Source organism: Saccharothrix coeruleofusca, from assembly GCF_017876325.1.
GTDB lineage: Bacteria > Actinomycetota > Actinomycetes > Mycobacteriales > Pseudonocardiaceae > Actinosynnema > Actinosynnema coeruleofuscum.
The window spans coordinates 4,015,170-4,036,978 of the sequence record NZ_JAGINV010000001.1 but is presented as its reverse complement, the minus strand read 5'-3'; the positions used below and the strand labels follow the sequence as shown (position 1 = coordinate 4,036,978).

Below are 21,809 nucleotides of genomic sequence, written 5' to 3'. Positions count from 1 at the left end.
TCTCAATGCTTGGCGTCCGAGATCGAGCCTGCGCCACCTGCTGCCGATCCGGCGCCGGTGTGCGGTCAGTTCCCGCGCCAGGAACTGCAGGTGTGAACTGGACAGGTCGATCGCGGATGGGTAGACAAGCACACGAAGCTCCTGGCGATGGCCTTGCTCTTGGTCGAGAAGTCATCTACTAGGAGCTTCGCCACGTCTCCACCACGGCCACAGACCACTCCACCAAGTTGGAAAGGGCTCCTCGTCCCGGTCGCTCAGGGGCGGCAGGCGCAGCAACGCGAACGCGTTGGTCACGCCGAGGTAGGCCAGTCGGAGCGGCACAGCCGGTCATCATGCCGCGCTGGTCGATGCTGCGGCGGATGACAGCCGTGCCCGTGAGTGCTTCGACGTATCGGGCTTCATACGTTTACCTGTATGGATGAGGTTTCCGGCAGGCAGAGGTCCACTTCTTCGCGACCAGGCGCCGGTGCCGTCGAAGAAGGGTGCCCGGTGTCACTGCTCGGTGCTCGCGCAGCATCTGGGGTAGTTGGCGCACCAACGCGGCGGGCACAGCGCGATCGGCCCACTCCAGTCGTGGGCGGGGGTTGGTGCGGCGCAGTACGGCGACTTCGTGCCGCAGTACCAGCAGCTCTACGTCCTTGGCCGCCGATGACCGGCCGAGCAGAACCAACCAGCCGACGACCCGGACGAGAACCAGGTACAGCAGTCGTAGCGCCACGCCTCGCGATCATGCCCCTGCAGCCCACAGTGCGCGATCGCCGCAGGTCGGCGCCTCAGCGCAAAGTTCTGGCACCTCACAGGTGTCGGTGGCCGGGCGTCACTCGATGTCAGCCATCGACGGTTCTGCCCCTCCTGTAGATGGTGGTCACGGGCACACGGGTTGTCGGTCGATGTCCGGCAGGTGCTCCTGCCACTGGTCGTCGGGGAGGCGGAGGTCCGGGTCGCCGCAGATTCGTGCGGTGACCCGAACCATGTCCAGGTCGATGCGCCACAGTTCCTGTCCGTCGGACACGAGGTAGTCGTCGAACTGCGGTCGGTGGATCGCCGAGGTCGCGATGGGGAACGGGTTGCGCACCGATGCCAGCAGTTCGGGACGTGTCGGGTCCGCGAGGCCCCAGAAGTGCAGTTCGCGGTCGTTGTGCAGCAACAGGACGCGGGTGTCGTCCACGAACGAGAAGGACGACGAGTCGCTGTCGAAGACCACTTCGGCCCACGGGCGTGGCTGTTCCCGGTCTCTGATGTCCCATATCCGCGCCCGATGGTCCTCCCCGTCGATGGCGACGAGGAACCCGCCGTCCGTGCTGAACTCGACCCTGTGCTCGCCGGGTTCGTCCAAGGGGATGGTTGTCAGGGGTTGCGGTGTCGTCTCCGCGGTGATGTGCCACAGGTCGATCGACGAGGCGCGACCGCCTGTCGGGCACGTGGTGGCCAGCATCCGTCCGTCAGGGTGGATCTGTGTGGATTCGCCGCTGGTGCAGGGGAGGGCGATCCGCCGCGGTCGAGTCGGGTCGGACACGTCCCACAGGACCTTGACCGTGTTGGTCTCTCCGGAGGACAGCCTCGCGGCGTGATCGTAGCCGACGAGCATCCGGCCGTCGTCGGAAGCCGATTGCACCTGGAACCCTGGGGGAAGTGTGGTGAGCAGACGCGGTGCGTCCGGGGCGGCGATGTCCCAGACCTCGGTGCTGGACAAGTCGCCGAACGTGATGACAGAGCCATTAAGGAAGGACGGGTGGGGGTTGTCGAGGGTCGAACGAAACCGGCCGGAGGGGGTGGCGTGGTCGGCGTCGAGCCTCCATGAGCGGAGCTCGCCGTCCCAGTTCCTGCTGATCGCGGTGGTGCCGTTCTTCCCGATGTGGATGGATGGACCCGAGTGGGGCTGGTGGTCGCCGTAGGGGAGCCTCCTCAGTGCCGTGTAGGCGTTGAGGAGGGCGTCCCGCGTCGTCGGTGACGGCGCGACGCGGTAGGCGGCGTGGGCCAGTTCGACCGCCAGGTCCGGCTGAGGGCCGATCATGTATCCCGACCGGAGTGCGGCCTCCTGTGCCACGGACCGGGTGCGCGCGTGGACCGCACGTCGTTCCGCGAGCACCGCGTAGGTGGTCGTGGCCGCCAGTACCAGCACGAGGGCGGTCAAGGCCGCGACGAACTGCTTGAGGCGCCGGGTGCGCCGCCGGGCAGCTGCGTGCTGTTCGTGCTCCAGGTCCAGGCAGGCGTCGAGGAAGGCACGTTCCCGGTCGTTCAGGACCGCCTCGGCCCGGCCTTCGGCCACAAGCACGCGTGCCACCTGGAACCGGTTGCCCCGCCACAGCAGCGCAGGATCGCGGTCGTCGCGGTCCCACGCGAGTGCGGCTTCCTCCAGTTTCTGCCGCAGCAGGTTGCCCGCGCGGTCCTCCTCGATCCAGTCCCTCATGCGCGGCCAGGCCCGGATCAGGGTCTCGTGCGTGATCGTGACCGTGTCCCGTTCCTGGGTGAGCAGGCGGGCGTCGGTGAACGCGTCGAGCACGGCCGTGTCGCACGACAGGTCCGCGCGTAGCACGGTGCGGCGGGTGTCGTCGGCGCCCTCACCGATCTTCACCAGCCGCAGGAACAACGTGTGCGTGCTGTCGCGGCCGGCGTCGTCCAGGCCGCTGTAGACGCGTTCGGCCGTGGTGGTCACGGCGTTGCGGATGCCGCCTGCCACCCGGTAGCCGGCGACGGTCAGCACGTGGCCGTGTCGCTCGCGCCAGACCGCCCGGAGCGCGTGTGCGAGCAGCGGCAACCGGCCCACCTCGTAGGGGGCGTCATCCGCCGCCCCGAGATCGCGCAGCAGGAGGTCGACCAGCCCCGGTTCGACCTCCAGGCCGACTTCGCGGGCCGGGAGCACCACGGCCTGCCGCAGTTCCTCTACGGTCATCGGGCCGACGAGGACCTGGCCGTCCTGCAGCGCCCGCCGCAGCGGCGGGTGCTCGACGCAGTGCGCGTAGGCGTCGATGCGCAACCCGTAGACCACCAGGCCGCACGAACCTGTGGCCGCGACCCCGTCCAGCAGTCCGAGGAACACCCGGCGCACGCCCACATCCGGGCACAGTGTGAACAGCTCTTCGAGCTGGTCCACCACGACGACCACCCGTTGCCCGTGGAGACGGGTGCGCAGCGCGTCGACGAACGCGGCGGGTGAGGTGGTCCATTCGACCACCTCACCTGGGTTCAGACCGAAGACCGCGGCGATCCCGCGCGCGAGCGAGTCCACCGGCCGGTCGGTCGGTGTGATCACCACCTGCGGCCAGCGCGCCGACCCGGTCACCGGCAGCGCGCCCCGATCCCCGATCGCGGCAAGCAGCCCGGCTCTCAGCAGTGACGACTTGCCCGCCCCCGAGGGCGCGACCACGATCAGCGGGCCACCCTCGTCGAGCCGCTCAGCCGCCCGCTCCACCAGGTGCGCGGTCAACACCTCACGACCGAAGAACCACCGCGACTGCTCGGCATTGAACGCGGCCAGGCCGGGGTAGGGGCACTGCGCGTCCGGGTTCGGGGACGCCCGCCGCACAGCGCCGCCGTCATGGTGGACGTGGACGTCCCGTCCGGCGATGGCGGCCCGCGCGTGCCCGGACACGGTGGCACGCACCCACGCCCCGTCGCCGCTCACGACCCGGTGATGTGCACGTCCCGGCCGGCCATCGTGACGCGGCTGTGCCCGGACGCCTTGGCGCTCATCCTCACCGGCCCGATCACGGTGCGCTCGGCGCTCGGCTCCCGCGTCCAGGCGGCGAGCAGGCGGCGCAGTTGCACCTCAACGTCCGGATCCTTCGCAGCCAAACGCCGCAATCTGTCGCCCCACTCGGCGACGAGGCCGGCCACAGTGCCGTCGTCACCGGCCTCGCGCGCGGCCAGCACCGCGGCGCGGGTGTCGACTACCTCCGCCTCGACCGTGTCACCACGCTCCGGGTGGACCATGCGCCACAATCCTCCGATCGCGGCCAAGACACCCTGCCACGCCTCGGTGGTCAGTTTCTCCACGACGGCCGCCGCGACCCTCGTCATGAGGTCGGTTTCCACACCCCTCCCTCCGATCAGCCTCTTGCGATACTGGCAGAGCGGTGGAGTCCCTCGGCACCTCGCGGCACCGGAGTTCACCTCATTGCAGCAGGCAGAACTGCCCCGAGATCGAGATTGCCGGGACCGCGGACCGGCGGGCGACTACAACCGGTTACTGACACCCAGAAGACGCATGATCACTGACATTCCGGTGGTGCCCCGCACTTGACGACGGGACTCTCGACGACCGGCGCGGACAGGGTGAAAACGCCGGGCCCCCTTGGAGCAGGGCGCGGGCGCGTTTCCTCACCCTCGACGCTTACCCGCCGTCCTTCCGCGACGAGCAGGGCACCCTGGTGCAGCCCACGCCGTCAACGCGCCTTACCGCCATCAACCGGCAGGCAGGACTCATCGCGGTCAGCGACGGCCTGGCGGAGGCCGTGGCCATGCTGGCCGACATCGTGGACGTGGAATTCGCGGTCGACCAGGTGCGCGTCGACCCGCTGGCCGGCCCGGAGCAGGTCCTGGCGCCGCGCGGGATGGTGAACGGCGTGGACGCCGTGCTCCCCGTCCGCCCCCGGCGAACTGGTCCTGCGGACCTACCCCGTCCCGGAGCCGGAGACGACGACCGAGCCGACCGGCGAGCCGTCGCTGCAGTTCGACGTGCCAGTCGAGGCGCGTGAGGAGGACGGCTGGGTGCCCGCCGCAGCGATCGTCAGGCAGTTGGTCACCGCGCTCGCGCCGACGGCGCGTGGTCCTGCTGCTCGGAGGCGATCACGATCAGCGGTACGGTGGACGCATGAGCCCACGCGAGGACCACGAGTCGACCGGCGCGCAGCCGAGCGCGACCGTCGTGCCCGCCCAGTCGACGACCGATGATTGGATCGGCAGCGCCCAGGCACGTCGGGACGCCCGGATGGCGGCGGGGTTCACCGCGCTGGAGCAGCTCGGCCCGCGCCCGCCCGCCGACCTCATGCAGCAGGTCCGCGAGGATCTCCACGGCAGGTCCGCTCCACGGGTCGCCGGCTGAGCCTTGGTCACCGGTCTGAGCGGCTGGGTGCTCGACACCCCGGCCGTCACGCTCTTCGCCCAGGGCCACCCCTATGCCCGTGCCGTGGTCTGGGCCAGCATGGAGGACGGCAACTCGCTGGCCATCCCCGGCGCCGCGCTGGCGCAGGCCTACGCCGCGACGCCGAAGCACGACCTTGACGCGCTGCGGGTGCTCGTCGAGCCGCCGATCACCGTGGTCGACCCGCTCGACGCCGTGCGAGCGCGGGACGTCGGCGAACTCCTGGCGGCCGACCAACCCGACGAACTCGTCCACGAGCCGACCGCACTGGCCGCGGCGCACACCGTGCTGCTCTACCGCCTCCGGGACTGGCCGGTGGTCACCGACCGGACGATCCTGCTGCACGCCATCCATCCGCGCGTCGAGGTCCGGCTGATCCGCGACGCCTGACGCGCCATTTGGTTGATTTGCAAAATACCGCCACACGGGCTTGGCGGTTGTCGGAACCACCGCCCACTTGTGTGTAAGGTGGAATGCACGGAACTCACTTCGCCCACGACCTATCACTCCAACTCGACGGATGCCCGGCTCACCTACTTGCCGGAGACCCGTTCGGCCCATTCTCGGGCCCGCTCCGGCAGGAGTTGGAAGCAGGTCGTGAGTGAACCTTTTTCATCCTGCGGCGGCTTCGTAGTTCTGTAGCACGTGGATGGCCTTGGCCAGGCGACCGGCGCGGTAGGGGCAGCAGCGGAGCTTGCGCAGGACGCGCCAGGTCTTGAGTTGGGCGCCTGCGCGTTCGCCCGGTCCGCGCAGTCGGGCGTGGGCGCGGTTGGCGTCCTTCTGCGACTCGGGCTTGTTCCGCCCCTTGTACGGGGTGATCACGTGGTCGCCGGTCTGGTCGTAGCCGTGGTAGCCCTTGTCGCCCAGGGCGATCAGGCCTGCCTCGCGCAGCGCGGCGAGGATCTGCCAGATCCGGGCCGCGGCGGTGTCGTGGGTCTTGCCCGGCAACTGGCCGGACACCCACAGGATCGTGCCGTCCGGCGAGGCGATCACCTGCAGGTTCACCCCGTGCATCCGGTGCTTGCCCGAGTAGAGGGGCCGGTCGGCGGCGACGCGGTCGATCGGGATCAGCGTGCCGTCGACGATCACGTAGGCCAGGCCCCGCCCCTTCGCCGAGCGCAGCGCCTGGCGCAGCTTCGGGGCCCGCGCCGCCAGGAGTTCGACGGTCTCGTTGACATAGCGCCAGGCCGTCGCGGTGGAGACGCCGAACCCGGCGCCGACCTCGGCGAAGGTCTCGCCCTTGCGCGAGTACACCAGCACCAGCAGGGCCTGCTGCCCCGGATTGAGCCTGCGCCACACCGAACCGGACCGTCGGCGGTGGGCGCGGACCACGCCGGAGACGAAGGTCAGGGTCCGATGTGACAACGGCAGCGCGGCACGGTAGAACAGCACGTGAAGCCCCTGGATGCTGGACGATCTTGGTCGAGAGTTCCGCTACCAGGGGCTTCGCCATGCCCAGACGCCGACACGTCGACCATCGCCAGCTTGTGATCGACCTCCCTTGCGCGCCAACACATCCAGATCAGGATGAAAAACGCTCAATGTCCGACACCGGAGTCACGTGTTCGGCGGCGCGTTCGGGTCGACTGTCGATATGGTGCCGAGTGAGATGCCGGGAGCCCACGCGGCCCGGCAGTGCGGGGGCGTGCCACCGAACGGGGGTTGTCGTGGCTGACCAGCAGCGACGGCTGCAGGACATGATGAAGTCGTTCCAGGAGCAGGCGGCGAAGGCCGGTCAGCTGCAGGAGGCGATGAAGGACCTGAGGGGCGTCGGCCGCAGCCGGGACGGGGCGGTGGTCGTGACCGCGGCACCGTCCGGCGCCGTGCTGGGCCTGCGGCTCTCCCCGGCCGCGATGGGCCGCTCGCACGTGGCGTTGCAGCAGGAGATCCTGGACGCGATCCGGGCCGCCACCCAGGACGCCGCCCGCCAGCTCGACGCGGCCGTCGCCCCGATCCTCGGTGACCGGCTGGAGCAGTTCAAGCAGGGCATGGCGGCCTCCGGTGTCGAGCCGATCATGCCGTCCGCTCCGCCGCCGCCCGGCCCGGCTTTCACCCCGCCTCCGCCCGCGCCACCGCGAACCGGTCCGCCGCCCGCGTCCGCCGGTGGTCCGCCGTTCGCACCGCCGCCCGGCCAACCCCAGCGGAACCGTCCGGCCGCCGCGCCAGTCGAAGACGACGAACCACCGAGCACGTACCTGCGTTGAGGGGGAGCAGCGGATGACGTTCAGCATCGTGCCGGAGGCGTTGACCGCCTTCGCGGCAGGCAGCGAGAGCCTCGCAGGCAAGTTCGGGCAACTCGCCGACCTGCTGGAGCAGGCACGCGTGGACGACCAGTGCTTCGGCCCGATCGGCGACGCCGTCGGCCTGAGCAGCGGCTACTTCTCCAGCCTGGACGAGTGCAGGCAGCTGGCCAACGACGCCAAGGGCTTCCTGGAGCAGACCGCTGAGCAGCTGCGCGGCAGCTTCGAGGTCTACCGCGGCGTGGACGACGGCATCTCGCAGGCCCTGACGCAGATCGGCGACGGCCTGGGCGGCGGCCGGTGAACGCCGGGCCGGGCACCTTCGCCGACCTCAACGGCGGCGACCAGAAGAACTGGTTCGAGCAGGCCGCCGGGCGCGGCAGCTCGGGCATCGGGGCGCTGCAGGACCTCGCCGACGCCACCAGCCCGCCGCAGATGGCCGCCGCCGCGATCTCCGGGCGCATGGAACTGCTGCAGACGATGGCCAGCCCCGGTCAGGCGCTGCTGGACAACGGCCTGGGCTTCCTGGTCTCCATCGTGCTCAGCCCGCTGATCGAGCTCGCCGAGTGGGCGGTCGGCGACCCGGAGCAGATGCGCGCCACCGGCAACGGCTGGGAACAGGTCGCCGGGTGGCTGGACGAGGTCGCCGAGGCCGAGAAGAAGCGCGCCGAGGCCACCACCGGTGTCTGGGAGGGAGAGGCAGGCGACGCGTTCCGCGGTCAGATCACCGAGTTCGGCGACGGCGTTTCGGCCATGGCGGAGGACGTGCGAGGGCTCAAGCAGACCCTGGACATGATCGCCGACCTGTTCGACATGTTCGTCGAGTTCGTGATCCAGATCCTCACCGAGCTGATCATCGGTCTGATCGTGCAGTGGCTCGCCGCGCTGGCCGCGTCCTGGATCACCGCGGGCGGCTCGGTCGCCGCCGCCGGGGCGACCACCACGGTGCAGGTCGGCAGCACCGGCGTGCGGATCACCATGCGCGTCTCCAAGCTCCAGATGGAGCTGTTCAAGATCGTGAAGCGGCTGGAGGACCTGCTCACCCGGCTGCGCGGTCCGCTGCGCCAGGTCATCCAGCGCATGAACGGCCTGCGCGGCGGCAACATGGCACAGCAGTTCGCCGGCCGTCATCTCGGCTCGAACCCGCTGGTCAACGTCGTCACCCGCGCCGACGACGTGTCCCTGGCCTCCACCACGGGCAACCGGTTCATGCAGGGCGTCACCGGCGAGGGCGCGCTGGCGGGCAACATCGCCCAGACCGTGCTCACCGGCATGCTCGGCGGCCAGACCAGGGTGGGCGGCGCGGCCTTCAACGCCGGCGTGGACGCTGCCGTCGACGGCGCCATCAAGTTCGGCACCCAGGAAGCCTACGACCAAGCGCGCAACGCACCGTCCGAAGAGGAGCGCCGCGAGACCCAGGAACGCGGGTTCAACTGGTGAAGCTCGACGGCGTCCTGGCGATCAGGGAGCACTGGGCGGCGCCGGACGAGCCCGTGTTGTTGTGCGCGGGTGCTGCCGGCGCGTCCATGCGGTTCGACGTGCCCGGCTTGGACTGGTCCGGCAGTCCCGCGCCTGGGTTCGCGGGCAAGGCTCTGCGTGGTGTGGCGGGCTTCGCCGGAGGTGTCGTGTCGGCGGTCGGCGATGACGACCTCGGTGCCAGGGAGCTGCCGGGTGTTGTCGTGTTCGGCGGCGGACCCGAGGCACTCGCGCCCGGTGCGGCGCTGGCGTGCAGGCGAGCGGCCGTCGCCTGGCTGGTCCTCACGCCGCACCGGTTGGCCTGGGTGTCGGCTGTGCCCGATCCGGTCGAGCCAGAGGCGGAGAAGTCGCTGTTCGACCGGGTCGGTGACTTTGCCCGCGGTGCCAGGGAGGCGTTCGCAGGCAAGAACCCGTACCCGCCGCACCAACCCGTGCCGACCGTCGGGATCACCACGGTCGCCGAGCTGCCCCGGCCACGCATCACCGGTGCCGCGCTCGCCGAGCGCAAGCTGCCTCGTGGCTCTGTGCCGAGCTCCGCGACCGTGCTGCGCGTGTCCCTGGTCGACGGCTCCGGTGTCGACGTCCTGGCCAAGGGCCGACCCGAAGCCGCACAACGGCTGCTCGCCCTCGTCAACGCCTAGGACGGCAACGTGCCCAAGAACCGGACGAAGATCGGTGAGATCGCCCAGCGGCACTGGGTCGCAGCCGGCGAGCAGGTCGTGTGGCTGGCCAACCCGCAGGGGCACGTCGGCAGCACCGTCGCGGCCACGCGCACCGCGCCTCACCGCACCACCTCGCCCCTGTTGGCGACACCGGCCCCGGACTGGCCGCTGCCCACCGCCGCCGTGAGCCAGAGCCGCTTCCACCACGACGAGTGGGCGCACGACCCGGCCGTCTGGGGTTGGGCCCACGCCCAGCGGCCGGACCAGCTCGCGGTCCGCTTCGCCGACCTGTTCACCGCAGGCCGTGACGAGTGCTGGCTGCTCATCACCAACCGGCGCGTCGCCCTGATAGTCGAGGGTGAGGTCGCCACCCCCGAGGAACCGGCCTCCGGCGGCTTGTTGGGCCGCGTGCGCTCACTGGGCCAGTCCCGTGACGCACCACCGCTGGTCACCTGGTGGGAGGGGCCGGTCGCCACCGTCCGCGCGTTCGTCCCGGTGCCTTTGGGCAGACACGTCACCCCGGAGTGGTTCCTGCGCTTGGAATTCGGCGACGGCTCGGCGTTCGACCTGCGTGACGACCAGGCCGAGCAGACGGTGCGCACGGTGCACGCCAACCTGTGACGCGGGTCAGTCAGCGGCTGGGGGCACGCTGCCTGGGGTCATTTCGGCGAGCATGGGGCGGACGACGCCGTCGTCACCAGCGGAGTCGGCGAAGTGTTCCCAGTCCACGTTGGCCAGTGACAGGTTGGTTTCGATCTCCGGGATGGCCGACGGTGTCGCGCGGAAGGATCGGCCGCGGTTGTCGAGGTCGTCATCGTCGAGGTCGACGACCAGGACGTGGTGTTCGGCCGATTCCGTGGTCGCGTTGTCGGCGACCAGCAGGATCGCGTACTCCGCGTCAGCGGGGACCAGCGTGACGAGGTGTGCGGCGGTCAATCCCGCGTACGCGGCGTTGTCCGCGGGTTCCACGGTCGCGATGCGGATGTCGCCTTCGGAGAAGTGCCGCGGCAAGGCCACTTGGGCGCAGGTGGTGGCCCAGGCGTCGTCGGAGAAGTCGGTGCGCACCAACGGCACCGTCTCGTCGGCGTCCAGCATCTCCAGCTCGCCGGTGTCGCGGACCACGAGCTGCTTGGGGTGGGAACGGGAACCTGTCGGGTGCCAAAAGTCGGCTACGGGGTTTGACCTGCGGTTAGGCGAGTGCGGGTCCGTACTCGTTGATCAGGCCGCCGAGGACTGGTCGACGGCGTATTGAGATGTAGTCCGCCTCTGCGATCGGCCAGTCCGGCCGTGGTGGTGAGAGTTGTAGGGCTTGATGGGGTCGGCGATGGTTGTAGTGGGTCGCGTAGCGGTCGAGTACCGACCGCAGGTGGTGTTCGTTGATGATGAGCAGGCGGTCGGTGACCTCGCGTCGGACGGTGCCGACGAACCGCTCGGCGTAGGCGTTGGCTCGCGGACACCGTGGCGGGATCTTCACGACGTGGACGTCTACGCCGGAGAGGACCGCGTCGAACGAGACGGTGAACTGGCCGGCCCGGTCCCGGATGAGGAATCGGAAGTCGTCTGCCCAGTCGTCCACGTCCATGAGCAGGTTGCGGGCTTGTTGGTGGTCCATGCCCCGTCGGGGTTGGTGGTGATGCCGAGGATGTGGACGTAGCGGGTGGCTACTTCGATCACGAAGAACACGCACACGCGTTTGAGGGTGACCGCGCAGTCGGCGTGGAAGAAGTCGCAGGCCAACAGGCTTGTCGCCTGGGCACGCAGGAATCGCTGCCACGAGGTGTCGGTGTCGCGCTGGGGCGCGGGCGGGAGTCGCAGGCGCTGGAGCACGCGGCGAACCGTTGACGCGGCTACCCGGTGGCCGAGCTTGAGCGGCTCGCCCTGGATCCGGCGGTAGCCCCGGCTGGTGTTCTCCAGGGCCATGCGTTTGATCAACACCGTGATGGTGTCGTCGACCGGTGGGCGGTCGGTGCGGTAGGGGGAGGTCCACTTCTTCGCGACCAGGCGCCGGTGCCGTCGAAGAAGGGTGCCCGGTGTCACTGCTCGGTGCTCGCGCAGCATCTGGGGTAGTTGGCGCACCAACGCGGCGGGCACAGCGCGATCGGCCCACTCCAGTCGTGGGCGGGGGTTGGTGCGGCGCAGTACGGCGACTTCGTGCCGCAGTACCAGCAGCTCTACGTCCTTGGCCGCCGATGACCGGCCGAGCAGAACCAACCAGCCGACGACCCGGACGAAGATCAGGTACAGCAGTCGTAGCGCCACGCCTCGCGATCATGCCCCTGCAGCCCACAGTGCGCGATCGCCGCAGGCCGGCGCCTCAGCGCAAAGTTCTGGCACCCCACAGATGCAGGGCCTACAACATCAGCAACAACGTTCGGAGTGGTTACCTTGATCGCGGGTGACGCAGGTGACCCTTCTGTATCTGCGGCCGTCACTTCCCGGTGGTTGTCTGAGGTTCGTTCCCTATTCCGATCGTGGGCCGCATCAGAGGCCGTGGTGCACGTGGGAGGCCCATTGCGTCGGCAGGGCGGGATGACGGGCGCGGTGGGCGCGGACGGCGTGATGCAGGGCCGTCGCCGCGGCGGCGGGATCCAGGTGGGCGGTGTCCGGCCGGAGGAGGCACCGGTAGAAGTCCTCGGTGATCATCGCAGCGGCACGGTCGTTGACCGGCCACAGAGTGCCGACGACCGCCCGATATCCGGCGAGTTGGAAGGCGGCGGTCAGATGCGCCGTCTCATCGGTGTGGAACGCCGTGGTGTTGGTGACGCTGCACGCGGACAGGTACGCGAGTTCGCCGTGCTCGAGGTGCAGGTCGCTGATGGCGGTCACTGTCAACGGCCTTTCCAGATGGTCGTGTAACAGCAGGCGATTCTCTGTGGACGTGAGCAGGTCGGCGACTCCATGGCAGGCGAAGTGCGTGATCTCGTGGTGCGGCAGGGCCTCGATGACGGCGGCGTAGCCGGGTGAGCGCAGGATCGTCGTGGTCGGCAGCAACCTCTCCAGCATGCGGGCTTCGACGGCCGCACCGGGCAGCGACGGGGCGCCGGGAGCGTCGGGGACGGACACGACCAGGACAGACGCCGCCTGACGCGTGCCGGACCGGGCTCGGCGGGCGTGGGCGAGCGCGCGGATCGTAGGTGTGTAGGACGAGATCACCCGGTCCAGCACGGTGTCGTGCCCGCCGTCGGCATGGTGGCCCGCAGCGTGCAGCGGAAGCAGCGCACACAAGCCGACCGGGCACCACCAGATCCGCGGCCACGGCTGACCGTCGCCCAGAGAACCGGTGTGGCCGAGGGCGTCGAGGACGGGCGCCGCGGCGGCGTCCCAGAGCCACGCGAGGATCGCCAGAACGTCCTGCTGAGCCCGCCGCCGCCCGGCGACGGCGCCGGGCTCCGTCGCGACCTGCTGGGCCTGCCGCAGGGCCGTGACCCGCTGGTTGACCGCCTGCCGGGTGAACAGCGGCAGGTCCACGACGGCGGGCTCGCCGGAGTCGCTGGTGACGATCAGCGCGCTGCCGTGGTCGCGATGGGCGACGACACAGATGATCGGCCCTTGGCTCGCGTGTTGGCGGAGTTGCTCGATGGTCGCGGCGCGATCGCCTCGCAGATCGAGAATCTTGCCCATGGTGATGCCCCGCACCTGCTCCAGCAGTTCCACGGCCCGCCCCGGTGTGCCCGCGCGTATCGCGGCTTCCGCCACCGTGGAGGCCAGATCCACTACACCGATAGAACGGTTGACGCTGTCGTCGAAGCCCAGCTGCCGCTGCGTGATCTGGCGGAGTCGCTGCACCGCTGACTCCGCCATCGCGAAGGCGGCGTTGGCGTCACCCGCGCGCAGGTACATTTCGGCGGCCTTCTGCGCACTCCCCACTCCCGTGTGTCCCGACGTGGACGGGCTGTTCGCGGCCTCGGCGTAGGCGTCGCAGGAGGAACCCAACGCGGCAGGGTCGCCGTAATATTCGTAGCGCGTCTCCAGGGCTCGCCCCAGACGAAACAACGCCATCCCGCGCTGCGGATCGGACTTGGACAAGCGGGCGACAGCTTCCCGCCCCACTCGTATCGCCGCGGCCAAATCATCCGGCCGCCGGTGCACGGTGAACGACGTCACCAGGGCGCCACAGAGGTTCTCCAGGTGCCCGCCATGGTTCTCCAGGTGCTTGCCATGCGTAGCCGCCTCACGCAAAGCCTTCACGGCCTCATCGGCGAGGTCCGGCCGGTCGTCGTATTCGGCTGCCGCCCATAACGCCGTGCCGAGCACGCCGACGAACTGCACCCGCGCCGGGTCGTCGGGTGGGCGTGCGGCGACAACACCACGCGCCAGCTCGATGGCCTCGTCGAGCAGGGCGCTGTGCCGGGATCTCATGAACAACATGGTGAGGGCAGTGGCGAGGGCCGCCCGGAAATCGTCGATCTCGGGCGAATCGGGTCGAGCGGTGGCCACCGCTCGTCGGCTCAGCTGGACGGCTTCCTCCAGCGCCGCCAGCTCGCCGGTTGCGATGTAGTGAAGTATCAGCTCGGAGCTGTGGTTGGCGATGAGAACGGGCGCGACGGCCGGCGAGTCGAGGACCCGCCGCAGCAAAGATCTGAACCCGAACTTCGCGACGAGAACCATGAGTGGCAGCGTCATCCACCACGTCCACCAGATGGGGTAGATCAGCACGCCCGTCGCTGCGATGGCGAGAGCGCCGGGCAGCGCGACGATGGCCAGGCAGCCCAGCGGAAGCCACCACGGACCTCCGAAGGCACCGACGGCCACCGCACCGGCGATCGCCAGCGACGACAAGGCACATCCACCGGGGACCTGGAAGGTCATCTTGGGCTCTTCCACATCGAGTATTGTCACTCAGAGATATCGGGAGGTTACGTGTCGATGAGCAGAGTGGCAGCCCTGTGCGAGCAACTCGATCTCGATGCGCAGGTGCGGGAAGCGCTCGTGGAAGGCGGCCTGAGCGCCGCGCAGTGGGACGAGCTCATGGACGCTGTCCGAGCCGGTGCGGCTTCTGACGAGCTTCTGGACACCGTTGAGGAGGCGGCTCAGGCTGCCGGGCTGGACGGCATCACCACCGGAACGCGCCAGTTCGAGCCGCTGCCTGGTGGCACGGCGGGGTTCCGCGCGGTGCACGGGTGGCGCTGCCCCCATCCGCACCCCTGCGGCCGGGGGGTGGCACGTCGCGGGCAGGACGCACCCGCCTGTGCGCTGACCGGGGATCCGCTTTCACCTGTGCGGGTCGTCAGCGGGTGACCGGTTTCCTCGAGGCACTGGGCAAGAAGGCCGCCGAACGCTGGCTGACGCTACTCGTCCTCCCCGGCGTGCTGTGGCTGGCGACCGCGGTGGTGGCCACGCGTCTCGGCCACCACGACGCGCTGCATGCCCGCGCCGTCGCCGACTGGGTCACCCAGTGGAGCAGAGGTCCGCACACCTCCGGCCTGCTCCTGGCGATCCTCGCCGCCGCATTGCTCGGCAGCGCGGCGGCCGGGCTGCTGGCTGCCGGCGTCGGCTGGATGCTGCGGCGGTTCTGGCTGACCCGTGGCCGGCGCTTGCCTGCGCGCTGGCTGGTCCAGGAGCGCAGACGGCGGTGGCAGCGCGAGTCCCGACGGGTCGATGCCCTGGTGGCCGAGGCCATCGCCACGGCGGGCGACACGCCAGAGGTCGTGGCCGGGCCCGCGATCGCCGAGGCCCTGGCACGCCGCGACGCCATCGCCCTGGAGATCCCCGACCGCCCGACCTGGATCGGGGACCGATGGCGCGTCGGCATCGTGCGCGTCCACCGTGCGTACGGCCTCGACCTGACCGTCGTCTGGCCCCGTCTGTGGACCGTCCTGCCGGAACATCTACGCACCGACGTTTCCACCGCCCAACTCGCCTACACGTCCGCGTCCACGCTGACCGGCTGGGCCGTGCTCTACGGTGCCTTGGGCGCGTTGTGGTGGCCCGCTCTGCTCATGGGCGTCGTACTGGCCGGTGTCGGTGTGCTGCGGGCACGGACGGCCAGCGCAACCGTGTGTGATCTCGTCGAGACCGCGGCCGACCTCTACGGTCCAGTGCTCGCCGAGCAACTCCGCATCCCTGCGTCCGGCCCCCTGACCACCGCTCTCGGTCACGAGATCAGCGACCGGCTCCGCAAAGACCCTGCTTGAGTCAGGGCCGATGCCGCAGTGGCTGAGCAGGTCGTTGATCTTATCTCCTCCGCCTCCCCGGTTACGTGCTGATGGTGGGCTTCAGCCTCGTCTCGCTCAGCCTTGAGGCATCGCAAGGCGGCGTCAGGTCCTGGTGATCACCGGAATGCCCAGGGGCACTGGACTCAGCCGGGCATCGCGGTCGGCCAGGAGGTCGAGCGCGGCGAGCTTGCGGGCTGCCTCGTCGAGGCTGGTCCGGAGCCCTCGGCCTTCGCCGAGCCAGCCGTTGAGCCGGGCCTCCTGGATGCGGTCGCGCAGGTTGACGACGATTTGGACAAGTCGCGGTCGGGCGCGGGGGTTCAGGCGCAGGCTCGGGCAGCGGATGCAGGCTTCTCCGAACTAGTTGTGGAACGCAGGAGTGGCCGGTTCAGACGGCCTCGGGCAGCAGTTGGAGCACCGAGTTACATGCAAAGCTACTCGTGGCGTTACGTCGCGTCCCGAGCCATGATCATAAGGACTTTCAGCATTTGGTCATGGTCTTCAACTTCATCCGCATTCCCAACCTTTGAAAGGCGTGAGCACTTCGTGCCAATGTCCTTAAGTGAACCCCGCAGTGCCACCACGTCCCATCGACAAGGATCCAACGATCGTGGATGCCCTTAACTTTCAGCACCTGTACGCCGATGTTGAGAGATTTAAGTTAAGCAACCTCGCCGAAGGTGTCTGGATAGGACTTAATCCCGATGAAAGTCAGGCTGACATCCGGTTGAATCCAGACGGTCAAGAGAACTGTTTGCAAGTCAATAGAGGGGCAATCGCCACGATTTCACTATTCGCGGGCGTGGATATCTCCGTAAGTGCGGACAGTGTCCCAGTTGCCGTCCCTGGCGTGACAAGACCGCCGATCGGAAGATTCAGAACGTTGTGCTTGTCGAAAATGTCGTCCGTGCAGGTCAGGCGGTGTGGTGGTATTCGTTGAGGATGCCGCCCAGTCGTTGTTGTCGGCGGATGTCGAGTCGGGTGGCGGCTGCTTGGTGGGTGGCTGACGGTGGCAGCGGTTGTAGCGGTCTGGCGTTGGCGATGCCTTGATGCGGTCTGTGGGTGTTGTAGAAGTGCTTGTACTCGCGCAGGGCGTGGAGCAGGTGCCGTTGGTTCCAGATCAGCATGCGGTCGAGCAGTTCGCGACGGCAGGTCCGGATCCAGCGCTCCATGATGGCGTTCATCCGCGAGATGTGGACTCCGCTGAGGACGACCTGGATGCCAGCGTCGGCGAGGACGGTGTCCGACAGGGTGGGGAACTTGCCGTCGCGGTCCCGGATTAGGAATCGCGCGTGTCGGCCTGTGAGGGGAGGAAGGCCGCCCCAGGTCGTCGTGGTGCGCTGGGTGCCGGGTCGATTCCGGCGTCCTTGAGGATCTGCCAGACGGTGGAGGCTGCGACCTTGATGCCGAGCACGAGGAGTTCGCCGTGGACGCGGCGGTAGCCCAGGCGGGGTTCTCTCGTGCCAGGCGCAGCACCGCAGGACTGTCTCCGGGTGTACCAGTAGTTGGAGTCTACGAAGCGTGGCGGCCGGAAGTCGGTGCAGCAGTGCCGCGAGGAATGCCCGGTCGTTGGGGAGGACCGCGGGCGGCTCTTGCCCGGTTCGCGTTCCGGGATCGTGATTTGGTGGCGCAGCGCCAGGATCTCCGTGTCCTTGTCCCGGTCGCTCATGGGCAGCAGGCGCAGCAGCGCGACGGCGTTGGTCACGCCGAGGTAGGCCAGTCGGAGCAGCACAGTCGGTCATCATGCGACGGCACTGCGGATGGCAGCCGTCCCCGTGAGCGCTTGACGTCTCTTGGGCTTATACGTCCTCTGCCTGCGTGGATGAGGTTCTCGGCAGGCACAGCGTCAGGCCGGTGGAGGTCACGCCGAGATCGGCGGCGATGACCTCGAACGCACCAACCGCCAGTGACCCTCCCCGAACCGGGGGCAGCACGGCTGTCCCCGGTTCGGGGAGGTGGTGGCATGGGTCAGCCAGCCTCAGGCAGAAGATGGTGCGCGTCTTCGTCGACCTGCGCGCGTTTCTCCCCTGGGTGGACGACCACCTCGCAGTAGCCGGATGCCCAGAACAGCCCGACCTCGCTCGGTTGACCGCAGACGACCTCGCCGATACCGCCGCAGGCTGGCTGGGCCTGCCCATCGCTGGTGCGCGCAACCACACGCGCCGTACGGTCCGCCTGCTTGGCGGTGCCGATCTGGCCTGACCGGTCCGCTGGATGTACCCGAATCAAGTGGAGAGCCGGCCGAGCCGGAAGCGCCTCAGGGAGAACGCAACCGACCGCATCCCCGAACTGTCCTGGAACTGCTGCTGGGCTGGGCGCTGTGGTTTCGTCGACGAGTTCGCGCCCTATGTCCTCGACGCCCACGAGCGCATGGCGGACTACCAGTCCCACTTCCTTGCCATGATTGGCGACTGGACTTGCTAGGCGGCCGCAGCGGAGTCGTGCGCGATGTCGAAGTCCCTGGCTCGGAAGCTTTTGCTGTTGGCCCGCAGGGACCGCAACGCACCGCCGAGCAGGGGAAGGCGGAGGCTGCGGGCGACGATCGGCCGGAGGGCGATTCGCCGTTGGCTGTCGGGCGTGAAGAAGAACCGCTCGTTCACGCCGATCTGCTGATAGTTGGTGAGATGAGGACGTAGCTGAGCTTCCCAGGACCTGAGTGCGACGGGGATGTCACCGGGATGGCGCTGCAGCATGGTGCCGAGCAGGTCGGCTCCGGCGAGTCCGGCGGAGACGCCCATGCCGGCGTAGAGGCTGACGCACCAGGCCGAGTCGCCGACGAGGACCACCCGGCCGCAGGACCAGGAGCCCATCCGCGTCTGTTCCACGGTGTCGTACAGGAAGCTGTCGGTGTTGTCGAGTGCGTCCAGTGCTGGTCCGAGAAGGGGGCCGGCCGGTTCCGGGCCGAACGCGGCGCGGACTCGGTCGGCGGGACGTCCGGTGAATTGGTTGTCGACATCGTCGGTGCGATAGGAGAAGAGCAGGCTCTGCGGCCGGTCGTCGAAGGCGAAGAGCCACATCGAGCGGCCCGGTTCGAAGAGGCAGATCCCGTCGCGCGGGGAGATCCCGTCGAGCGGGGCCGGCAGGGCGAAGGCGGCGATCATGTAGCCGAGCCGGTGGAGGTGCTTCTCGTGGGGGCCGAAGACGAGCTGCCGGACGGTGGAGCGCAGGCCGTCGGCGCCCACGACGAGGTCGAACCGTTCCGTGGTGAGCGTGCCGTTGTGGTCGAGGATGACGTCCACACCGGACTCGTCCTGAACGATTCTGGTGGGCTGCGTGGAGAAACGGATCTCGACGTCACGGGGAAGTGCCTCGAACGCGGCGGCCTCGACGTCGCCGCGCAGCATCAGGCGCCGCTCGCCTGGGAGGTCTCCGAATCCCATACCGGGCTTGCGGTCGCCGGTTCGGTTGGCGATGTAGGTCCTTCCGTTGGGCACGGACCGGTCGGGGACGGCGTGGTCGAAGCCGAGTCGTCGCGCGGCTGCGCGGCCGGCGCCGAAGAAGATGACGAAGTAGCCGCCCGATCGGCGGTCCGGTGCTTTTTCCACGATCACCGGTTCCCAGCCGATCTGGTGCAGGCGGATCGCGGTGGCGAGACCGCTGATGCCGAGGCCGACGACTAGACAACGCTTGCGGGTGTTGGCGGACATGGGCTCTCTCCTGGATGTGTGGGGAGTAGTGGGCCGGTTCCTCACGGGAGGTGGACGATGCGCTCGTCCGTCCCTCGCTCCACGTGTCGGTGACCTGGGTGAGGTGCACCGGGCGTGCACACACGTCGATCTCCGGTGTGCACCCCCACGGCGAGTTCTGGCAGCGCGAACCAGCCGCGAGAACGTCCTCGGTCCATCTCGCGTTGACTGTCAGAGGAGTCTGGATGCCGGCACGACGGACCGCAGAGCTGATCTGCCCGAGGGGATGACGGGCCATGGGTAGCTGCTCGCGGCACGGAATCGGCTTCTCTGGCCGCGCGAGCGGCTGGGTTGGGTCAGCCGCGTGAAGTGACGGCCGGTCGTGTGGGGATCGTGTCGAGTGCGGCGAGGGTCTCGTCGTCGAGGGTTACCTCGCCTGCTTCCAGGTTCGCCTCGAGATGGCTGATGGTGGCGGTACCTGGAATGAGGAGTGTCTGGGAGTTGTGGTGCAGCAGCCAGGCCAGGCCGATCTGGGCTGGTGTACACCCCAGGCGCTCAGCGGCGGCGAGGACAGCCGGTTCGTCGGTCACCTTCGCCATTCCGGGGATCGCACCGCCGAGGGGAAAGTAGGGCACCCAAGCGATCTGCTCGCTGGCGCAGAACTCGAGCAGATTCTGGTCGTCGCGGGCCACTAGGCTGTAAGCGTTTTGCACGCAGGCGATGCCCGCTGGCAGGGCATGGCGCACCACGTCGATGGAGACACTGCTCAGTCCGATGGCGCCGATTTTGCCCGCGTCGCGGAGTGCGGTCAGTTCCGCGAGCTGGTCGTCGAGGTCGACCTTCTGGTCGTCCGGGAAGGGAATCGTCATCCCGGCGTCCATACGGCGGAGGTTGACCACCGGGATCTGCTCCACCCCCAACGAGATGAGTTCGTTTTCGATGCTGGCCCTCAGTTCTTCGGGACGCTGAGCCACGCGCATCGGGAACGGACCGCCCGGGTCGGAGACGGCGCCGACCTTTGTGACGATCAGTACGTCGTCCTGTGGGCGCAGTGCGTCGCGGATGAGCCCGTTGACGAAACCGTTGCCGTAGAAGTGTGCGGTGTCCACGTGATCAACGCCGAGGTCGAACGCGTGACGCAGCAGTGCGATGGCTTCGGAGCGGTGGTCGTGCAGGCGTTCCAGTTGCATAGCGCCATACCCGATGCGGGACACCGTCCGGCCAGCCAGGTTGCCGATGCCTCCAGGACGCCGAGCGGAGGTGGGTGTGGTGGTTTCGGTCATCATGACTTCCTGTTCTCGTGGGAAACTGAACATGAGCGGAGGGTGTGGGTTGTTTCACAACCGTTGGAACCCGGCAGTTTCCAGCTTGCTGGTCGGTGCCCTGCTCGGAAGTGCCGACACCAATCGCGGCAACCGGAGGCGCGTCACGCGAGAGCTGTGCCCGTCGGCGCAGCCGATCGCTCCTCGGCCGGTCGGTGGAAGATCGCCAGCAAAGCGAACCAGATCAGGATCAAGATGCTGGCTGGACGCAGGAATGGCTCTGCAAGCACGTCCCCGACGAAGGAGTAGCCACCAAGCCAGAGACCTGTGATCACGCCAACCACGGTGACCGGCCAGGCCTTGCTCACCAGCGAGCTCGACACGATCCAGACTCCGGCGAGGACGTGCCCGCCGAGCCGGATCGCCCAGCCGATGTCGTGCGGAATGTCATTGATCATCAGAATTCCGGTGAGCACGTCCAGCGCCACCCAGCCGTAGCCGGCGGCCTTGGCCCACGGCGCCGCCTCGAGGCGCGAAACGAGGAAGAGGATGGAAAGGTGGAAGAAGACTCCCAGGTACTCCCCCCAGGGCACATGTGGATTCACGAAGAAGGCGATCACGGCCGGTGAGAACAGCACGAGAGGGAGAAGTGCAAGCAGGCGCAGGCTGACATAGTGCCGCTGGCTGTTGAGCATGAGGAAGTCCTTACGGGCGGCTGGCTTGTTAAGCGAACACTAGGAGCATCGTGTTGACATGTCAACAGCGGGGTCCGGGGAGGCAACCGAGCTGCGGCTGTTGTGGAAGCGCGCGTACGGGACGGTTCGCGCCGCGGTCATCGCCGACATGACGACGACGTACGGTCTCTCCGAGGCGGAGCTGAGTGCCTTGGTGTGCCTGTACGAAGCTTGGGGTCTTGCGGCAGAACGCCATCGCCGCGGCCCTGTCCCGGGACCGGACGCGCCTTCCGCACCAGCTGACCAGGATGGAGAAACGTGCCTACGTCGCGCGAAGCAAAGTCGAGAACGAGGTGGAGGTAAGCCTGCGACCGGAAGGCCGAAGCACGATTGACGCATCGACGCCCAACCTGGCCGACTCGACTCGGCGTCATCTCCTTGATCGGCTCGGCCCTGACGACGTGAAAGCCCTCAAGGACATCGCCGAGCGTTTGCTGACGCGTGATGACGGCCGCTGAGACCCAGCCGACCCGAGGAAGGGGCGTCGTCACCGTTGTGCCCTCGCAGGTCACCGCCATCGCCACGAAGCTCGGTCGATTGGCTGCCTAACCGTCGCGCACCTTCACGTGGTCGC

Annotated in this window: 24 protein-coding genes and 1 pseudogene; 12 read left to right on the top strand and 13 right to left on the bottom strand. The window is 68.6% G+C overall.

The features are described from left to right. Positions 1 to 3: 3 nt before the first annotated feature. The 3 genes and pseudogenes from JOF41_RS37180 to JOF41_RS17895 form a co-directional block, all read right to left on the bottom strand. Positions 4 to 132, bottom strand: a pseudogene (locus JOF41_RS37180) (IS5/IS1182 family transposase); the annotation flags it as partial. Between the two features lie 733 nt (positions 133 to 865). Beyond that, positions 866 to 3,625: an nSTAND1 domain-containing NTPase gene (locus JOF41_RS17900; protein ID WP_209620499.1), complete on the bottom strand. Its 2,760-nt coding sequence runs from the start codon at positions 3,623 to 3,625 to the stop codon at positions 866 to 868. Next, the gene (locus JOF41_RS17895; protein ID WP_209620496.1) at positions 3,622 to 4,035 is read right to left on the bottom strand and encodes a hypothetical protein; all 414 of its coding nucleotides are present in this window, start codon (positions 4,033 to 4,035) and stop codon (positions 3,622 to 3,624) included. Before JOF41_RS17895 ends, JOF41_RS17900 begins: the two co-directional genes overlap by 4 nt. A gap of 335 nt (positions 4,036 to 4,370) precedes the next feature. Between JOF41_RS17895 and JOF41_RS17890 the strand changes: the two genes are divergently transcribed. The 3 genes from JOF41_RS17890 (at position 4,371) to JOF41_RS17880 (ending at position 5,473) form a co-directional block, all read left to right on the top strand. After that, positions 4,371 to 4,697, top strand: a complete 327-nt coding sequence (locus JOF41_RS17890; RefSeq protein WP_209620493.1) for a hypothetical protein — start codon at positions 4,371 to 4,373, stop codon at positions 4,695 to 4,697. 116 nt (positions 4,698 to 4,813) lie between these two features. Then, positions 4,814 to 5,044 carry a hypothetical protein gene (locus JOF41_RS17885; RefSeq protein ID WP_209620490.1) on the top strand — a complete coding sequence of 77 codons (231 nt, stop codon included), beginning with the start codon at positions 4,814 to 4,816 and terminating at the stop codon, positions 5,042 to 5,044. Positions 5,045 to 5,047: 3 nt separating this feature from the next. Beyond that, the gene (locus tag JOF41_RS17880) at positions 5,048 to 5,473 is read left to right on the top strand and encodes a hypothetical protein (protein WP_209620487.1); all 426 of its coding nucleotides are present in this window, start codon (positions 5,048 to 5,050) and stop codon (positions 5,471 to 5,473) included. Positions 5,474 to 5,695: 222 nt separating this feature from the next. Here JOF41_RS17880 and JOF41_RS17875 read toward each other — a convergent pair whose 3' ends face one another. Continuing rightward, positions 5,696 to 6,475: a transposase family protein gene (locus tag JOF41_RS17875; RefSeq protein WP_209620484.1), complete on the bottom strand. Its 780-nt coding sequence runs from the start codon at positions 6,473 to 6,475 to the stop codon at positions 5,696 to 5,698. 275 nt (positions 6,476 to 6,750) lie between these two features. On the opposite strand from JOF41_RS17875, the gene JOF41_RS17870 reads away from it, so the two are divergent. From JOF41_RS17870 to JOF41_RS17855, 5 genes are read left to right on the top strand one after another with little or no spacing between them, the layout of a single operon-like run. Next, positions 6,751 to 7,287 (top strand): YbaB/EbfC family nucleoid-associated protein, encoded by a 537-nt coding sequence (locus JOF41_RS17870; protein WP_209620481.1) that lies wholly within the window; start codon positions 6,751 to 6,753, stop codon positions 7,285 to 7,287. A 13-nt stretch (positions 7,288 to 7,300) separates the two neighbouring features. Continuing rightward, entirely contained in the window at positions 7,301 to 7,627 is a 327-nt protein-coding gene (locus JOF41_RS37175) for a hypothetical protein (protein ID WP_244989620.1), read from the top strand. Continuing rightward, positions 7,624 to 8,763: a WXG100 family type VII secretion target gene (locus tag JOF41_RS17865; protein WP_244989619.1), complete on the top strand. Its 1,140-nt coding sequence runs from the start codon at positions 7,624 to 7,626 to the stop codon at positions 8,761 to 8,763. Before JOF41_RS37175 ends, JOF41_RS17865 begins: the two co-directional genes overlap by 4 nt. Further along, on the top strand, positions 8,760 to 9,440 hold the full coding sequence (locus tag JOF41_RS17860) for a hypothetical protein (RefSeq protein WP_209620477.1): 681 nt from the start codon (positions 8,760 to 8,762) through the stop codon (positions 9,438 to 9,440). The genes JOF41_RS17865 and JOF41_RS17860 overlap by 4 nt, the downstream gene beginning before the upstream one ends. A 9-nt stretch (positions 9,441 to 9,449) precedes the next feature. After that, positions 9,450 to 10,082 (top strand): hypothetical protein, encoded by a 633-nt coding sequence (locus tag JOF41_RS17855; protein WP_209620474.1) that lies wholly within the window; start codon positions 9,450 to 9,452, stop codon positions 10,080 to 10,082. 6 nt (positions 10,083 to 10,088) lie between these two features. Here the strand turns inward: JOF41_RS17855 and JOF41_RS17850 are convergent, their stop codons facing one another. The 4 genes from JOF41_RS17850 to JOF41_RS38310 all read right to left on the bottom strand — a co-directional run bounded on the left by JOF41_RS17850 (position 10,089) and on the right by JOF41_RS38310 (position 14,285). Next, positions 10,089 to 10,556 carry a DUF6924 domain-containing protein gene (locus JOF41_RS17850; protein ID WP_209620471.1) on the bottom strand — a complete coding sequence of 156 codons (468 nt, stop codon included), beginning with the start codon at positions 10,554 to 10,556 and terminating at the stop codon, positions 10,089 to 10,091. Positions 10,557 to 10,650: 94 nt separating this feature from the next. Further along, positions 10,651 to 11,037 carry an integrase core domain-containing protein gene (locus tag JOF41_RS17845; protein WP_307867450.1) on the bottom strand — a complete coding sequence of 129 codons (387 nt, stop codon included), beginning with the start codon at positions 11,035 to 11,037 and terminating at the stop codon, positions 10,651 to 10,653. Beyond that, positions 10,947 to 11,720: a hypothetical protein gene (locus JOF41_RS37170; RefSeq protein ID WP_244989617.1), complete on the bottom strand. Its 774-nt coding sequence runs from the start codon at positions 11,718 to 11,720 to the stop codon at positions 10,947 to 10,949. The genes JOF41_RS17845 and JOF41_RS37170 overlap by 91 nt, the downstream gene beginning before the upstream one ends. 222 nt (positions 11,721 to 11,942) lie before the next feature. After that, entirely contained in the window at positions 11,943 to 14,285 is a 2,343-nt protein-coding gene (locus JOF41_RS38310) for a CHAT domain-containing protein (RefSeq protein WP_209620468.1), read from the bottom strand. Positions 14,286 to 14,327: 42 nt separating this feature from the next. On the opposite strand from JOF41_RS38310, the gene JOF41_RS17830 reads away from it, so the two are divergent. Continuing rightward, complete coding sequence (locus tag JOF41_RS17830; RefSeq protein WP_209620465.1) at positions 14,328 to 14,699, top strand: hypothetical protein; 372 nt, start codon at positions 14,328 to 14,330, stop codon at positions 14,697 to 14,699. Then, on the top strand, positions 14,696 to 15,595 hold the full coding sequence (locus JOF41_RS17825) for a hypothetical protein (RefSeq protein WP_209620463.1): 900 nt from the start codon (positions 14,696 to 14,698) through the stop codon (positions 15,593 to 15,595). The genes JOF41_RS17830 and JOF41_RS17825 overlap by 4 nt, the downstream gene beginning before the upstream one ends. A 932-nt stretch (positions 15,596 to 16,527) precedes the next feature. Here the strand turns inward: JOF41_RS17825 and JOF41_RS37160 are convergent. Together JOF41_RS37160 and JOF41_RS37155 are read right to left on the bottom strand one after the other, a co-directional pair. Then, positions 16,528 to 16,797 (bottom strand): integrase core domain-containing protein, encoded by a 270-nt coding sequence (locus JOF41_RS37160; RefSeq protein ID WP_244989616.1) that lies wholly within the window; start codon positions 16,795 to 16,797, stop codon positions 16,528 to 16,530. A 95-nt stretch (positions 16,798 to 16,892) separates the two neighbouring features. Then, positions 16,893 to 17,345, bottom strand: a complete 453-nt coding sequence (locus JOF41_RS37155; RefSeq protein WP_307867449.1) for a hypothetical protein — start codon at positions 17,343 to 17,345, stop codon at positions 16,893 to 16,895. A 257-nt stretch (positions 17,346 to 17,602) separates the two neighbouring features. Here JOF41_RS37155 and JOF41_RS17810 point away from each other — a divergent pair, with 257 nt between their 5' ends. Continuing rightward, positions 17,603 to 17,815 carry a hypothetical protein gene (locus JOF41_RS17810; RefSeq protein ID WP_209620459.1) on the top strand — a complete coding sequence of 71 codons (213 nt, stop codon included), beginning with the start codon at positions 17,603 to 17,605 and terminating at the stop codon, positions 17,813 to 17,815. 218 nt (positions 17,816 to 18,033) lie between these two features. On the opposite strand, the gene JOF41_RS17805 is transcribed toward JOF41_RS17810, so the two are convergent. The 3 genes from JOF41_RS17805 to JOF41_RS17795 form a co-directional block, all read right to left on the bottom strand. Then, entirely contained in the window at positions 18,034 to 19,260 is a 1,227-nt protein-coding gene (locus tag JOF41_RS17805) for an FAD-dependent monooxygenase (RefSeq protein WP_209620456.1), read from the bottom strand. A gap of 335 nt (positions 19,261 to 19,595) precedes the next feature. Beyond that, positions 19,596 to 20,522: an aldo/keto reductase gene (locus JOF41_RS17800; protein WP_209624287.1), complete on the bottom strand. Its 927-nt coding sequence runs from the start codon at positions 20,520 to 20,522 to the stop codon at positions 19,596 to 19,598. A 143-nt stretch (positions 20,523 to 20,665) separates the two neighbouring features. Then, positions 20,666 to 21,196, bottom strand: coding sequence for a hypothetical protein (locus JOF41_RS17795; RefSeq protein WP_209620453.1), 531 nt, complete (start codon positions 21,194 to 21,196; stop codon positions 20,666 to 20,668). A gap of 218 nt (positions 21,197 to 21,414) precedes the next feature. Here JOF41_RS17795 and JOF41_RS37150 point away from each other — a divergent pair, with 218 nt between their 5' ends. Continuing rightward, positions 21,415 to 21,693: a winged helix DNA-binding protein gene (locus JOF41_RS37150; protein ID WP_244989615.1), complete on the top strand. Its 279-nt coding sequence runs from the start codon at positions 21,415 to 21,417 to the stop codon at positions 21,691 to 21,693. The last annotated feature ends 116 nt before the right edge of the window (positions 21,694 to 21,809 follow it).